Here is a 14,627-nt window from a genome sequence, read left to right as displayed (position 1 = left end):
GCTTTAAACCCGGTTGTTGAACATGCGGCGGCAATCTGTGCGATTTCAGCTTCCGTTGCCAGAGGTTTTGCACGCAACCCTGCCGCTCGCCCTGTTCACTCGCCGGCGTCGAATGCCGCCATCAGGTGGCGTGGCAGGTGCTTCGGCGCGATCAGCACGACATCGAACCGCATCTCGAAAGTCGCATGTTCAGGGCGCGCCATCAGCCAGGCCTGGGCCGCCGCGACGATGCGCTGCTGCTGTTGCGGGGTCACCGAATAGGCTGCGTCGTCCAGCGTTGCGCGCGCCTTGACCTCGACGAAAGCCAGCAGGCCGCGCCTGCGCGCGACAATGTCGATCTCGCCGTAAGGGGTGCGGAAGCGCCGCGCCAGAATGCGATAGCCCTTGGCGATCAGGTAAACGCAGGCACGGCTTTCGGCGGACAGGCCGGTCTGAAACGCGGCGACGCGCGCAGGGGAGGGAATTTTTGCGCGCGCCTTCGATAATTTCGGCGGCGGATCGCTATCCGTCATCGCCGTCCTTCGACAGCTCAAGCGCACGGGCATAGATTTCGCGGCGCGGCCGTCCGGAGACTTCGACGGCGTGGGCGACGGCATCCTTGACGCTGCCGCGTGCCAGCGATGTGCGCAGCAGATCGTCGAGCGCGGCGTCGTTCATCAACCCTGCGTCGGCGGCGGGCGGTCCAATCACCAGCACGAATTCGCCGCGCGTCTCCAGCGCGTCGGAAATCCCCGCGAGTTCTGACACGGTCGCGCGGCGGACCTCCTCATGCAGCTTGGTCATTTCGCGGCAGATCGCGGCGTCGCGCTCGCCCATGACACTTGCGAGATCGTGCAGGCACTCCTGCACCCGGGCGCCGCTTTCGAACATCACCAGCGTGGCGTCGATGCGCGCAAGCTCGGCGATGCGCGTGCGGCGCGCATTTTGTTTCGACGGCAGGAAACCCTCAAAGAAGAATCGGTCGGTCGGCAACGCGGCGACCGAGAGCGCTGCCAGCACGGACGATGGCCCCGGCAATGCGATCACCGGAAAACCTGCCGCGCTGACCTCGCGCACCAGCTTGAAACCGGGATCGGAAATCAGCGGCGTGCCGGCGTCCGACACCAGCGCGATCGACGATCCGCGCGCAAGCGCTTCCAGAATTTTCGGCCGCGCCTGTTCCGCGTTGTGCTCATGATACTGTTTGAGCGTCGCGGTGATGGAGAATCGTTCGATCAGCCGCCGCGTGATTCGGGTGTCCTCGCATGCGACGATATCGACGCCCGCAAGCGTCTCCAGCGCGCGCAGCGTGATGTCGCCGAGATTGCCGATCGGCGTTGCCACCAGATGCAGCCCGGGAGCGGCCTTCGGCGCGCTGACGAGGTGCCCAGCCACCGCAAAGGTGCGGGCGGTGTTGTCGGGATCGGGCGATGAGGCGGGAACATTCTTGGTGCGCATGGTGGGCAATCTAGTGTCCCGAATCCGAAGTTCGCACTAATTTCCAGCACCTTTCGTAGCGAACTTCGGATTCGAAAGGACACTAGAAAGTTATAACTCCAGTGTGGCTTTGGTTCGCAAGTCCGCAGCGGACTTGCTGCCCGGCAAGGCGGACTTGCGAACCGCCACACTAGCGCCGAAGGACCGCTTCGTCTTGTTCGCAGCTGCAAACAGTCCGGCGGTATTCTTGCGCGCCTGAGGGGTGCGGAAAAGCTTTTGTTCTGGTTAACTTATAGCCGACAATATGCCTGAATCCTCTTCCAGATGTGTCCGAGGATCAATGCCCGGAAGAGAAATGATGGTTGCGCCGTTCACTCCTAAGCCTTCACGCAGCGGCGCCACCCGTCGCAGCGCGGTCGGCCTGATTCTGGGTGCGCCGCTCGTGGCCGGGTGCGCCGGCATGCAATCTCCGTTCTCCGGCGGCGAGCAACCTGCCGGTCCGCAACAACAGCCGTCGGCGGTCGGAAGCGGCCAGGTCAAGGTTGGTCTGCTGCTGCCGCTGTCCGCGGCCGGTAACGCCGGTCTGGCCGCGCAGTCGATGCGTAACGCCGCCGAACTGGCGCTCGCGGAATTCCAGAATCCGAATCTCCAGCTTCTGATCAAGGACGACAACGGTACGGCGCAGGGCGCGCAACAGGGTGCGCAGCAGGCGGTCGATGAGGGTGCCGAGATCATTCTCGGGCCGCTGTTCGCGCAATCCGTGCCGGGCGCGGCGCAAATCGCGCGCAACCGCGGCATTCCGCTGATCGCGTTCTCGACCGACTCGAGCGTCGCCGGGCGCGGTGTGTATCTGCTGAGCTTCCTGCCTGAATCCGACGTCAATCGCATCGTCGACTACGCCGCGGGCACCGGAAAGCGGTCCTTCGCGGCGTTCCTGCCCGAGAACGCCTACGGCAATGTGGTCGAGGTTGCGTTCAAGCAGGCGGTTGCGCGCAAGAACGGCCGCATTGTTGCGTTCGAGAAATACGGCGCCGATCGCACGCAGAGCGCGGCGACCATCGTGCAGGCGCTGGCGAGCGCAGATTCGTTGCTGCTGGCTGATGACGGCGACACACTGGTCGGCGTCGCGGACACGCTGGCCTCCAGCGGCGCCGATCTCAAGCGCGTGCAATTGCTCGGCACGGGGCTGTGGGACAATCCGCGCGTGTTCGCCAATACCAATCTGCGCGGCGGGCTCTATGCTGCGCCGGACCCGTCGGGTTTTCGCGGTTTTTCGGCGCGCTACCGGGCCAAATACGGCGGCGATCCGGTCCGCACCGCGACGCTGGCCTATGACGGCGTTGCGCTGGTCGCGGCCCTCGCGCGAACTCAGGGCGGCCAGCGTTTTTCGCCGGACGTTCTCACCAACCAGTCAGGCTTTGCGGGCATCGACGGACTGTTTCGTTTCCGCAGCGACGGCACCAACGAGCGCGGTCTCGCGGTGATGCGCGTCGGTTCGGGCGGCGGTGCGATTGCGGCAGGCTCGCCGAAGAGCTTTGGGGCGTAGGGCTGCTCACCAGACGACAACTCTCAACATCGTCATTGCGAGAAGCGTAGCGACGAAGCAATCCAGTGCTTTTGGTTCAAGAGTGGATTGCTTCGCTTCGCTCGCAATGACGAGTATGGCTATTAAGCCGCCAGATCCGCCACCACGGCATCGAGCACCGGAAAACCCTGCATCGTCACGCGCACGCGGCCATCGGGATCGACGGTGATCGCGCCTTCGTCACGCAGGATCTCGATACGCCTTGGGTCGAGCGAACGTCCCGACAGCGCCCGGTAACGCACCGGATCGATGCCTTCCACCAAGCGCAGTCCCATCAAGAGATATTCGTCGGCGCGCTCTTCGCTGTTGAGTAGCTCGTCGCTGATCACGCCATGGCCCTGCGCCTCGACGCGCATCAGCCAGGTCTCCGGACGCTTCTCGGTGGCGATGGCATGACGGATGCCGTCGATATCGAGGCGGCCATGCGCGCCGGGACCGACGCCGGCGTATTCCTGCCCGCGCCAGTAAACCAGATTGTGCTTGCACTCCGCGCCGGGCCGCGCGTGATTGGAAATCTCGTAGGACGGCAGGCCGAGCTTCGCGCAGACATCCTGCGTCACATCGTAGAGCGCGCGCGCCACGGCCTCGTCGGGAATTTTCAGCTTACCGGCGGCATGCAGCCCGAAGAACGGCGTCTCCGGCTCGATGGTGAGTTGATACAGCGACAGATGTTCGGCGGCTTCCGACACCGCGAGTTTCAGTTCGGCTTCCCACATCTGCGGCGTCTGGTCAGGCCGCGCATAGATCAGGTCGAACGAATAGCGGTCGAACGCCGCGCGCGCGATGGCGACGGCATCAAGAGCCTCACGCGCACTGTGCAAACGTCCGAGTGCCTTCAGCGAGGCATCGTCCAGCGCCTGCACGCCGAGCGACACACGATTGACGCCGGCCGAGCGATAACCCTTGAAGCGTGTGGCCTCGACGCTGGTTGGATTGGCTTCCAGCGTCACCTCGACATCGCTGGCGACGGTCCAGTGCCTGGCGATGGAATTGAGAATCGCGCCGACGGTTTGCGGCTGCATCAGCGACGGTGTGCCGCCGCCGAGGAAGATCGATGTGACTTCACGGCCCGGCGTGCGCGCGGCGGTGGTCTCGATCTCGCGCTCGAAGGCGCGTGCGAAACGAAACTCGTCGATCGGCGCGTGACGCACGTGGCTGTTGAAGTCGCAATACGGGCACTTCGACAGGCAGAATGGCCAATGCACGTAAACGCCGAACGCCTGTTTCGCAGCGGTGCTCATGTGAGGCAGATCTCCGCGAGCTTCACGAAGGCCTTCGCGCGATGCGACAGGCCCATGCCATGCGGCGGCAAACCATGCTTCTCGATGCTGGTCATCTCGCCGAAGGTGCGGCTGTGACCGTTGGGCAGAAACGTCGGATCGTAACCGAAACCCGCAGTTCCGCGCGGCGGCCATACCAGCGTGCCGTCGACGCGCGCTTCGACGTCTTCGAGATGGCCGTCAGGCCATGCGACGCATAAGGCGGAGACGAAATGCGCACTTCGCTGCGCAGGCTCCTTCGCGCCGCGCTCCTGCAGCAGGCGCTCGATCTGCGACATCGCGGCGAGAAAATTCTTGTCCTCGCCGGCCCAGCGCGCCGAATAAATTCCGGGTTGTCCGTCGAGCGCATCGACCGCCAGCCCCGAATCGTCCGCGAACGCCGGAAGCTGCGTCGCGTTCGCCGCCGCCACCGCCTTGATGCGGGCATTGGCCTGAAACGTGGTGCCGGTTTCATCCGGCTCGGCAAGGCCGAGTTCCGCCGCCGACACCGCTTCCACGCCGTACGGCGCAAGCAGTTCGCGCATCTCGGCGAGCTTGCCGGGATTGTGGGTCGCGATCACAAGGCGGCCGGTGATTCGGCGATGATCACTCATGCGCAATGGTTATCCTTGGGCAGCGCGGTTGGAAGCGGGAAAATTACGCCACCGCCATTTTTTGCAGGTCGACCAGCCGGGCGATGCCCTTTTGGGCCAGCGCCATCAGGCTGAGGAATTCCTCCTGCGAGAACGGAGTCTTCTCAGCGGTGCCCTGGACCTCGATGATGCGGCCGTCGCCGGTCATGACGAAGTTCGCGTCGGTCTCGGCGTCGGAGTCTTCAGCGTAGTCGAGATCGAGCACCGGCGTGCCGTTGTAGATTCCGCACGAGATCGCGGCGACGTTGTCGCGCAGCACGTTCTCGTTCTTCAGCATGTTGCGGGCCTTCATCCACTGCAGGCAATCCGCCAGCGCAACCCACGCGCCGGTGATCGCCGCGGTGCGCGTGCCGCCATCGGCCTGGATGACGTCGCAGTCCACCGTGATCTGGCGTTCGCCCAGTGCCACGAGGTCCACGGTGGTGCGCAGCGAGCGGCCGATCAGCCGCTGAATTTCGACGGTGCGGCCGCTTTGTTTTCCGGCGGCGGATTCGCGGCGCATGCGCTCATGGGTGGCGCGCGGCAGCATGCCGTATTCGGCGGTGACCCAGCCGCGGCCCTGACCCTTCAGCCATGGCGGCAGGCGGTCTTCCAGCGTGGCGGTCACCAGCACGTGGGTGTCGCCGAACTTCACCATGCAGGAACCCTCGGCGTATTTGACCACACCCCGTTCCAGCGTGACGGGGCGCAGTTCATCGGGCGCGCGACGGCTTGGCCGCATGGGAAAATCCTCCGAAAACATGGGAAATGTCGATTTGGTGTGGTGGTTCGCAAGCCCGCACCATCTTGGCGGCTAAACCGGGTTGCGGGCTTGCGAACCAAAACCACACCAGAATGATAATTTCTAGTGTCCTCGCGAATCCGAAGTTCGCCACGGAAAGTGCTGCAAAATCAGGCGAACTTCGGATTCGAGGACACTAGCGCGCTTTTAGGGGCTTGGGATCGCAGCGGCAAGGGCCGATAAGGATGTTGCGCGAATGCGGCTTGTCATGACGCCGCGCGATGGACAATTGTAGCTTTATCAACCCGTTTGGAGCCGGATTTGGCCCACCACGAGCCGACAGGTCATCTGATCACGCCGAACGCGGGGCTGGCGCAGCTCAACGAGCGGTCGCGGGATATTTTTCGTCAGATTGTCGAGAATTATCTGGCCACCGGCGAGCCGGTGGGCTCACGCAACATTTCGCGCCTGATCACCATGCCGCTGTCGCCGGCCTCGGTGCGCAACGTGATGTCGGATCTCGAGCAACTCGGGCTGATTTACGCGCCGCATACGTCGGCGGGCCGGTTGCCGACCGAACTGGGGCTGCGGTTTTTCGTCGACGCGCTGATGCAGGTCGGCGATCTGACCGAGCCGGAACGGCAGTCGATCGAAACACAACTCAAATCCGTCGGCGGTGCGTCGTCGGTCGAAGCCGCGCTGAGCGAAGCGCTGACGCGATTGTCGGGTCTGACGCGTGCGGCCGCGGTGGTGCTGACGGCGAAGGCGAACGTGCGTCTGAAGCATATCGAGTTCGTGCGGCTGGAGCCGACACAGGCGCTGGTGGTGCTGGTGGCGGAAGACGGCCAGGTCGAGAATCGCGTGCTGCCGCTGCCGCCGGGCGTGCCATCGTCGGCGCTGACCGAAGCCTCGAATTTTCTCAATGCACGGATTCGCGGACGCACGCTGGCCGAAGCGCGCAGCGAACTCGAAACCGCGCTGACAACGAGCCGCGGCGAACTGGATCAGCTCACGCAGAAAGTCGTTGCGGCAGGCATCGCAAGCTGGTCGGGCGGCGCCAGTGACGAGCGCCAGCTGATCGTTCGCGGTCACGCCAACCTGCTGGAGGATCTTCACGCGATGGAGGATCTCGAGCGGGTGCGGTTGCTGTTCGACGACCTCGAAGCCAAGAAGGGCGTGATCGATCTGCTCGGGCGCGCCGAGCGCGCCGACGGCGTGCGCATTTTCATCGGTTCGGAGAACAAGCTGTTCTCGCTGTCCGGCTCCTCGACCATCATCGCGCCCTATCGCGACGGCGCGGGTCACATCGTCGGCGTGCTCGGCGTGATCGGTCCGACACGGTTGAACTACGCGCGGGTCATTCCGATGGTCGATTATGCCGCCCGGATTGTCAGTCAGCTGATCGGCAAATAAATGAGCTGTCATGGCCGGATTTATTCCGGCCATCTCGATAATTCAGGCACTACGCTCAATTCATCGGGATCACCGGGACAGGCCCGGTGATGACAAAATGGGGCGATGAGCCATATTGGCTTGATTTTAGGCCGCCAAATGACGATATGCGGGCTAACAATCCCACATGATCGAGACGATTTGCTGAAAAGGTGAGTTATGGCCAATACCAATGGGCGCAAGGAACAATCGGAGGCCGCCGCCGCGCAGGACAGCGCGAACGGTTCCGTGACCGACAAGGAGCCTGTGGTCTCAAAGCCTTACGTGATGCCTGACGATCCTGAAGAAGGTTCGGTCGAAGCGCTCACCAAGGAAGTGGCCGAGGCCAAGGATCGTATGCTGCGCACGCTTGCGGAGATGGAAAATCTGCGCAAGCGGACCCAGCGCGAAGTCACCGACGCGCGGACCTACGGCATCACCGCATTCGCGCGTGACGTGCTCGACATCGCCGACAATCTCCAGCGCGCGCTGGATGCCGTGCCGATGGAAGCACGCGAGGCCGCCGATCCCGGCCTCAAGGCGCTGATCGAAGGCGTCGAACTGACCGAGCGTTCGCTGCACAAGACGCTGGAGAAAAACGGCGTGCAGAAACTCGATCCGCTCGGCGAGAAGTTCGATCCGAATTTCCATCAGGCGATGTACGAGGTGCCGGATTCCTCGGTGCCGACAGGCACCGTGGTGCAGGTCGTACAGGGCGGCTACACCATCGGCGAGCGCGTGTTGCGCCCGGCGCTGGTCGCTGTCGCCAAGGGCGGCGCGAAGGCTGCGCCTGCCGCCGCGCAGGAATAGTTTTTAACGCGGATCGATGCCGTCGCGCACCGCGCGAAAGCGCGGAAACGCCTTCGGCCAATCGTCGCGCGTTGCGCTTGCGATGATGCGCAGCGACGTGCCGCCGCCGAATCTCAGCCACTGCACGACGGTGACCGGCGTGTCGTTCTTGCCGGTGACAGCCTCGATTCGCGTCTCGTATCCGGCGGAGCCGTCAATCCGCTGCGGCTCGTTCGAGACGATGCGCGCATTGCGAAGGCCCGGAATGGTGGCGGCGGTCTGCTGTGCAAAGCGTCCGCGATCGTCCGGCGACGCGGGGCCCGCTGCGGTCAGGCCGATCACCATGTAGGGTGCACCGTCGAGCGTGGTGTCTTCGGTGCCGTCGGTCAAAAGGATCGACGAGCGTGGAGCGAGCGTGCGAACCGTCTTGAAATCACCGAGTTCGCCGATCTTGAACGGCATCAGGCTGAGCTGTTCCTCGGTCGGGACGTCATTGCGCAGCTTCGCCGAGGCGAGCATCTTGCGCATGGCCTCGTCGGATAGCGGCTTCTCTGCATCCTCGCGCGCCTGCGCGATGATGTAGCCGGTGAACTTCTCGCCGGAGATGATCACCGAGTACATCTTGATCGTGATCGCGCCGTCCTTGCCGGTATCGGAGGTGATGAACGCCTTGCCTGCCGCGGTCTCAAAGGCCTCCGGCTTGGAGCCTGTGGCGGGCGTCTTGCCCTCCTTCACGGCGGTCTCGACCGTTGCGAAGGCCGCGGGCGGAATCTCGGCGAGCCCGACCTTGATCTTCTGGTCCGCGGATTCGAAGCCCATAAATTCCTTGGCCACGGTGAGCCCTTCGGCGGGCACCAGCCCGACGCGCGCGCCCGAGGGGAATACGGGGTCGGCGGCAAGAGCCGGCGAGGCGGTGACAATGGAGACGACGGCGAGAACGCGGACGATCGTTTTCATGAGACCTGACTGATGTCGTATTGAGGCGGTTCAATGGTCGGACACGGCGCGAGGCGGTCCGGTCTGTTCGGGGCGTAACTGTTTCTGCGCCGGGCCAACAGATCAAGGGCCGAATCGTTGCAAATTGACGCATTCGCCGCCGTTCCCGGAGCCGGGCGGCGGATGCGCAAATTCCATTTTCCCGGCTGTTTACAAGGGCTGGTCCTTGCGGGGGCATGCCCCCCTCCTATATGAGGCGGAGCGTCGCGACGTCGCGAATATTTGATATTGGGGGTTTGGATTGGTGCGCCGTCAGGGCCCAGCCAACCTGCCGCAAAAAGAAGGACTAGAAGACCATGGGAAAGGTCATTGGGATCGATCTCGGCACCACGAATTCGTGCGTCGCCGTGATGGACGGCAAAACACCGAAAGTAATCGAGAACGCCGAGGGCATGCGGACGACCCCGTCCATCGTTGCCCTCACCGACGATGGTGAGCGCCTCGTCGGCCAGCCGGCCAAGCGCCAGGCTGTGACCAATCCGGAAAAGACCATCTTCGCCGTGAAGCGCCTCATCGGCCGCCGTTACGACGATCCGACGGTCGAAAAGGACAAGAAGCTCGTCCCCTATAAAATCGTGAAGGCCGGCAACGGCGACGCATGGGTCGAGGCCGACGGCCAGACCTATTCGCCTTCGCAGGTCTCCGCTTTCATTCTGCAGAAGATGAAAGAGACCGCGGAAGCCCATCTCGGCCAGAAGGTCGATCAGGCGGTCATCACCGTTCCTGCCTATTTCAACGACGCCCAGCGTCAGGCCACCAAGGACGCCGGCAAGATCGCAGGCCTTGAAGTGCTGCGCATCATCAACGAGCCGACCGCGGCTGCGCTCGCCTATGGTCTCGACAAGACCAAGCAGGGCACCATCGCAGTCTACGATCTCGGCGGCGGCACCTTCGACGTGTCGATCCTCGAGATCGGCGACGGCGTGTTCGAAGTGAAGTCCACCAACGGCGACACGTTCCTCGGCGGCGAAGACTTCGACATGCGCCTCGTCAGCTATCTGGCCGACGAATTCCAGAAAGAGCAGGGCATCAACCTGCGCAACGACAAGCTTGCCCTGCAGCGCCTGAAAGAGGCCGCTGAAAAGGCCAAGATCGAATTGTCGTCGACCACGCAGACCGAAATCAATCTGCCGTTCATCACCGCGGATGCGACCGGTCCGAAGCATCTGACCATGAAGCTCACCCGCGCCAAGTTCGAAGCGCTGGTGGACGATCTGATCCAGAAGACGGTCGAGCCTTGCCGCAAGGCCCTGAAGGATGCCGGTCTGTCGGCTGCCGAGATCAACGAGGTTGTTCTCGTCGGCGGCATGTCGCGCATGCCGAAGGTGCAGGAAGTGGTGAAGCAGCTGTTCGGCAAGGAGCCGCACAAGGGTGTCAACCCGGACGAAGTCGTTGCCATCGGCGCCGCGATTCAGGCCGGCGTGCTGCAGGGCGACGTCAAGGACGTGCTGCTGCTCGACGTTACGCCGCTGTCGCTCGGCATCGAAACGCTGGGCGGTGTGTTCACGCGCATCATCGAGCGAAACACCACGATCCCGACCAAGAAGAGCCAGGTGTTCTCGACTGCCGAGGACAATCAGGGCGCGGTGACCATTCGCGTGTTCCAGGGTGAACGCGAGATGGCGGCCGACAACAAGATGCTTGGTCAGTTCGACCTGATGGGAATTCCGCCCGCGCCGCGCGGTATGCCGCAGATCGAGGTCACCTTCGACATCGACGCCAACGGCATCGTCAACGTGTCGGCGAAGGACAAGGCGACCAACAAGGAACAGCAGATTCGCATTCAGGCGTCCGGTGGACTGTCTGACAGCGACATCGAGAAGATGGTCAAGGACGCCGAGGCCAATGCGGCCGAGGACAAGAAGCGCCGCGAGGCGGTCGATGCCAAGAACCATGCCGACGCGCTGGTGCATTCCACCGAGAAGGCACTGGCCGAGCATGGTGCGAAGGTCGGCGAGCCCGAGCGCAAGGCGATCGAGGATGCGCTGGCGGATCTGAAGGAAGCCCTGAAGGGCGAAGATCCGGAAGCCATCAAGACCAAGACCAATACGCTGGCGCAGGCTTCGATGAAGCTCGGCGAGGCGATGTACACGCAGCAGGCCGAGGCGGACGCCGCCAAGGATGCCGCGAAGGACGATGTCGTTGACGCCGAGTTTACCGAAGTCGACGACGATAAGACCAACAAGAAGTCCGCGTAACCAGTCCACGATCAGCCTCCCCTTCAAGGGGAGGCTTTTCGCGGCGAACCGAACCACAGATCCAGACTCGCATGACCCAGATCAGCCATGTCTAAGGCCTGCTATTACGAGACGCTGGAAGTCGAACGTTCTATCGACGAAGCCGGACTGAAGTCGGCCTTCCGCAAGCTCGCCATGAAATGGCACCCGGACAAGAATCCGGGCGATCCGTCCTGCGAGCACAAGTTCAAGGAAATTTCCGAAGCCTACGAAATCCTCAAGGACGGCAACAAGCGTGCCGCCTACGACCGCTATGGCCATGCCGCGTTCGAGCAGGGCAACGGCGGCGGCCACGGGGCCGGGTTCGGCGCGGGCTTTGCGTCCTCGTTCTCCGATATTTTCGAAGACTTGTTCGGCATGGCCGGACAGCGCGGCGGCCGTGGCGGTCGCGAGCGCGGCGCGGACCTGCGCTACAATATGGAAATCACGCTGGAGGAAGCCTTCTCCGGCAAGACCGCGCAGATCAACATTCCGGTCGCTGTGACCTGCGAGACATGCTCCGGCACCGGCGCCAAGGCGGGCACCAAGCCGAAGACCTGCTCGATGTGCGGCGGCGCAGGCCGTGTTCGCCAGGCGCAAGGCTTTTTCACGCTGGAGCGCACCTGCCCCGGCTGTCAGGGCCGTGGCCAGATGATCGAAACGCCGTGCGGCTCCTGCTCGGGGCAAGGCCGCGTGCAGAAGGAACGCACGCTGTCGGTCAATATTCCGCCGGGCGTCGAGGACGGCACCCGTATTCGTCTCTCCGGCGAGGGCGAGGCGGGCGTGCAGGGCGGTCCTGCGGGCGATCTCTACATTTTCCTGTCGCTGGCTTCGCACAAGTTCTTCCAGCGCGACGGTGCGGACCTGCACTGCCGCGTGCCGGTGTCGATGGTGACCGCGGCGATGGGCGGCGAATTCGAAGTGCCGACCATCGACCAGGGCAAGACCAAGGTGAAAGTGCCGTCGGGCACCCAGTCCGGTCGCCGCTTCCGCGTTGCCTCAAAGGGCATGCCGGTGCTGCGTTCCCGGCAGATGGGCGACATGTACGTCCAGGTCGTGGTCGAGACGCCGCAGAACCTCACCAAGAAGCAGAAAGAGCTGCTGGCGGAGTTCGAAAAGCTGTCGTCCGGCGAAACCCAGCCCGAAGCGGCTGGATTCTTCAAAATGGTCAAGGACTTCTTCGGAACCCGCGCCAATACGCCCTAGTGATCCATTCGTATCGGATCGTCCGCAGGCACTTTTACAAATGTCAGACCCAAAGGATCACTAGAATCATAGTTTCCGGTGTCCCTTTGAATCCGAAGTTCGCTACGGAACTCGCTGCGAAACCTAGCGAACTTCGGATTCGGGACACTGGCCAGCGTCCTTGACGCTTTTTGCTTGCGTCTATACCCATTTGTGAAGGAAATTTGACGCCTCGCCCGTCCCCGGGCTCCTTTGGAAGTATCATGGCTCCCCAGTCCACTGTGCGTGCGTTGAAAAAGCCGCTTCGTCTCGACGACGAGGTTCGCTTCCTCCGCTCCTGGATTGAAAAGCCCCTGCACATGGGCGCGGTGATGCCTTCCAGCAAGGCGCTGGCGCGCACGGTCGCGCGTTACGTCGATCCGCATTCCGACGGACCTGTCATCGAACTTGGGCCCGGCACCGGAGCCATCACCGATGCGCTGATCGCGCACGGCGTCGCCGAGAAGCGTCTGGTGCTGGTGGAATTCGATCCGGGCTTCTGCGCGCTGCTGCGTGAGCGCTATCCGCAGGCGACCGTGATTCAGGGCGATGCCTATAGTCTCGACCTGACACTGGCGGAACTGAAAGAGCCCGCCGCCGCGATGGTGTCCGGCCTGCCGCTTGTCACCAAGCCGATGCTGGTTCGCCTGAAGCTGATGCGCGACGCATTCCTGAAAATGGAAGCGGGTGCGCCCTTCATCCAGTTCACCTATTCGGTGGCGCCTCCGATCCCGAAATCCCTGCCGGGAATCCGCACCCAGGCTTCCGAGCGGGTCTGGATGAACCTGCCGCCCGCGCGCGTCTGGGTTTATCGCAAGGGCTGACAAGGCACTTCAGCGCCTTTTGCGTCTCAAATTCCGCCAAGCTATAAACCTGTCGCGCCTTCGCCCTGTCCGAAGGTGACAGGGACATCATGGCCGCACTGAAAATCCTCGTCATTCCCGGTTCGCTGCGCACAGGCTCGTTCAACGCGCGACTGGCCGCCGTGGTGGTCAAGGAACTGGCGCTGCTCGACGTCGATGTCACGCTGATCTCGCTCAACGATTATCCGCTGCCGATCTACGACGGCGACCTTGAAGTGAAATCCGGCGTGCCGGCCAACGCCGTCAATCTCAAGCGCATGATCGGCGCGCATCACGGCGTCTTCATCGTCAGCCCGGAATACAATTCATCGGTGCCGCCGCTGCTCAAGAACGCCATCGACTGGGTGACGCGGGTGCGCGACCGCAACGAGACGTTCGGCCAGGTATTTCGCGAGCGCGCGTTCGCGATCGGCGCGGCGTCCGACGGAAAATTCGGCGGACTGCGCGTGCTGATGGCGCTGCGCCAGATTCTGGCGCTTGGCTGCGGCGCGACGGTGGTGCCGAAACAGATGGCGCTGTCGTTCGCCGGTCATGCGTTCGACGAAATGGATCGCCTGAAAGATCCAGCCGACGCCGAATTGCTGCGCGGGACCTTGCGCCAGTTGATCGACACCTCCCAACAGATGATGTGAGTCGTTATGAAGCCCACCCATGTTGAGTCCCGCGACCGGCTGATCGTCGCGCTCGATCTCTCCAGCGTCGAGGCGGCCGAAGCGCTGATCGCGCGGCTCGGCGACAGCGTGACGTTCTACAAGATCGGCTACCAGCTTGGTTATGCCGGCGGGCTTGCGCTGGTGCCGAAACTGGCGGAGCGCGGCAAGAAGGTTTTCGTCGACCTCAAGCTGCACGACATCGGCAACACGGTTGCGAAAGGTGTCGAGAGCATCGCCAAACTTGGCGCAACCTTCCTGACGGTGCATGCCTATCCGCAGACCATGAAGGCTGCGGCCGAGGCACGCGGCTCGTCCCTGAAAATTCTCGCGGTCACGGTGCTCACCTCCTACGACGACGACGACCTGCACGCGGCAGGGTTTCGCTTCGGCGTCTCCGATCTGGTCGAGGCGCGCGCGCTGCAGGCGCAGGCGCTCGGTATCGATGGGCTGGTGTGTTCCGGCGAAGAGGCGGCCACCGTGCGCGGCATCGTCGGCGCGCAGATGGCGCTGGTGACGCCGGGCATCCGTCCCGCCGGCAGCGCGGTGGGTGACCAGAAGCGCATCATGACGCCGGGCCGCGCCATCGCGGCGGGCGCGGATTATCTCGTGGTCGGCCGGCCGGTGGTGGAAGCCGCCGATCCGAAAGCGGCGGCGGAGGCCATCGTCGCCGAGATTGTTCAGGCCGGCGGCTGATCAGTGGCACTTCAGCCCGACATATTCGGTCGTCATGCCCGGACTTGTTCCGGGCATCCACGTCTTTCTGATGCAGTCCAGACGTGGATGGCCGGGACGACGCCCGGCCATGACAAGAATAGGGATTA

Annotated in this window: 14 protein-coding genes; 8 read left to right on the top strand and 6 right to left on the bottom strand. The window is 63.3% G+C overall.

Annotated features, from left to right (window positions below; genetic code table 11):
• Nucleotides 1–95: 95 nt before the first annotated feature.
• Both HNQ36_RS16870 and rsmI read right to left on the bottom strand, forming a co-directional pair.
• Entirely contained in the window at nucleotides 96–512 is a 417-nt protein-coding gene (locus HNQ36_RS16870) for a YraN family protein (protein ID WP_184087019.1), read from the bottom strand.
• The gene (gene rsmI / locus HNQ36_RS16865) at nucleotides 502–1,437 is read right to left on the bottom strand and encodes a 16S rRNA (cytidine(1402)-2'-O)-methyltransferase (RefSeq protein WP_184087017.1); all 936 of its coding nucleotides are present in this window, start codon (nucleotides 1,435–1,437) and stop codon (nucleotides 502–504) included. Before rsmI ends, HNQ36_RS16870 begins: the two co-directional genes overlap by 11 nt.
• A gap of 337 nt (nucleotides 1,438–1,774) precedes the next feature.
• Here rsmI and HNQ36_RS16860 point away from each other — a divergent pair, with 337 nt between their 5' ends.
• Entirely contained in the window at nucleotides 1,775–2,962 is a 1,188-nt protein-coding gene (locus HNQ36_RS16860) for a penicillin-binding protein activator (RefSeq protein WP_184087113.1), read from the top strand.
• A gap of 122 nt (nucleotides 2,963–3,084) precedes the next feature.
• Here HNQ36_RS16860 and hemW read toward each other — a convergent pair whose 3' ends face one another.
• The 3 genes from hemW to rph are packed head-to-tail and all read right to left on the bottom strand — an operon-like array spanning nucleotide 3,085 to nucleotide 5,634.
• Nucleotides 3,085–4,242, bottom strand: a complete 1,158-nt coding sequence (gene hemW / locus HNQ36_RS16855) for a radical SAM family heme chaperone HemW (RefSeq protein ID WP_184087015.1) — start codon at nucleotides 4,240–4,242, stop codon at nucleotides 3,085–3,087.
• Nucleotides 4,239–4,874 carry an RdgB/HAM1 family non-canonical purine NTP pyrophosphatase gene (gene rdgB / locus HNQ36_RS16850; protein WP_184087013.1) on the bottom strand — a complete coding sequence of 212 codons (636 nt, stop codon included), beginning with the start codon at nucleotides 4,872–4,874 and terminating at the stop codon, nucleotides 4,239–4,241. The genes hemW and rdgB overlap by 4 nt, the downstream gene beginning before the upstream one ends.
• A gap of 43 nt (nucleotides 4,875–4,917) precedes the next feature.
• On the bottom strand, nucleotides 4,918–5,634 hold the full coding sequence (gene rph, locus HNQ36_RS16845; RefSeq protein WP_184087111.1) for a ribonuclease PH: 717 nt from the start codon (nucleotides 5,632–5,634) through the stop codon (nucleotides 4,918–4,920).
• Nucleotides 5,635–5,955: 321 nt separating this feature from the next.
• Here rph and hrcA point away from each other — a divergent pair, with 321 nt between their 5' ends.
• Complete coding sequence (gene hrcA, locus HNQ36_RS16840; protein WP_046829680.1) at nucleotides 5,956–7,047, top strand: heat-inducible transcriptional repressor HrcA; 1,092 nt, start codon at nucleotides 5,956–5,958, stop codon at nucleotides 7,045–7,047.
• Nucleotides 7,048–7,245: 198 nt separating this feature from the next.
• Nucleotides 7,246–7,875 carry a nucleotide exchange factor GrpE gene (gene grpE / locus HNQ36_RS16835; RefSeq protein WP_184087010.1) on the top strand — a complete coding sequence of 210 codons (630 nt, stop codon included), beginning with the start codon at nucleotides 7,246–7,248 and terminating at the stop codon, nucleotides 7,873–7,875.
• A gap of 3 nt (nucleotides 7,876–7,878) precedes the next feature.
• On the opposite strand, the gene HNQ36_RS16830 is transcribed toward grpE, so the two are convergent.
• On the bottom strand, nucleotides 7,879–8,811 hold the full coding sequence (locus HNQ36_RS16830) for a hypothetical protein (RefSeq protein WP_184087008.1): 933 nt from the start codon (nucleotides 8,809–8,811) through the stop codon (nucleotides 7,879–7,881).
• A gap of 335 nt (nucleotides 8,812–9,146) precedes the next feature.
• Here HNQ36_RS16830 and dnaK point away from each other — a divergent pair, with 335 nt between their 5' ends.
• From dnaK to pyrF, 5 genes are all read left to right on the top strand, one after another.
• On the top strand, nucleotides 9,147–11,048 hold the full coding sequence (gene dnaK / locus HNQ36_RS16825; protein WP_046828114.1) for a molecular chaperone DnaK: 1,902 nt from the start codon (nucleotides 9,147–9,149) through the stop codon (nucleotides 11,046–11,048).
• An 87-nt stretch (nucleotides 11,049–11,135) separates the two neighbouring features.
• A complete protein-coding gene (gene dnaJ, locus HNQ36_RS16820) occupies nucleotides 11,136–12,272 on the top strand; it encodes a molecular chaperone DnaJ (protein WP_046828113.1) in 1,137 nt (378 codons plus the stop codon).
• Between the two features lie 242 nt (nucleotides 12,273–12,514).
• Nucleotides 12,515–13,114 carry a class I SAM-dependent methyltransferase gene (locus HNQ36_RS16815; RefSeq protein ID WP_184087006.1) on the top strand — a complete coding sequence of 200 codons (600 nt, stop codon included), beginning with the start codon at nucleotides 12,515–12,517 and terminating at the stop codon, nucleotides 13,112–13,114.
• Nucleotides 13,115–13,203: 89 nt separating this feature from the next.
• Entirely contained in the window at nucleotides 13,204–13,785 is a 582-nt protein-coding gene (locus tag HNQ36_RS16810) for an NADPH-dependent FMN reductase (RefSeq protein ID WP_184087004.1), read from the top strand.
• Between the two features lie 6 nt (nucleotides 13,786–13,791).
• Complete coding sequence (gene pyrF, locus HNQ36_RS16805) at nucleotides 13,792–14,499, top strand: orotidine-5'-phosphate decarboxylase (RefSeq protein ID WP_046828110.1); 708 nt, start codon at nucleotides 13,792–13,794, stop codon at nucleotides 14,497–14,499.
• Nucleotides 14,500–14,627 lie beyond the last annotated feature (128 nt).

This window comes from Afipia massiliensis, assembly GCF_014203115.1.
In the GTDB taxonomy this organism is placed as follows: Bacteria; Pseudomonadota; Alphaproteobacteria; order Rhizobiales; family Xanthobacteraceae; genus Afipia; species Afipia massiliensis.
The sequence above is the reverse complement of the archived record's forward strand: the minus strand, read 5'-3'. Positions and strand labels throughout refer to the sequence as shown.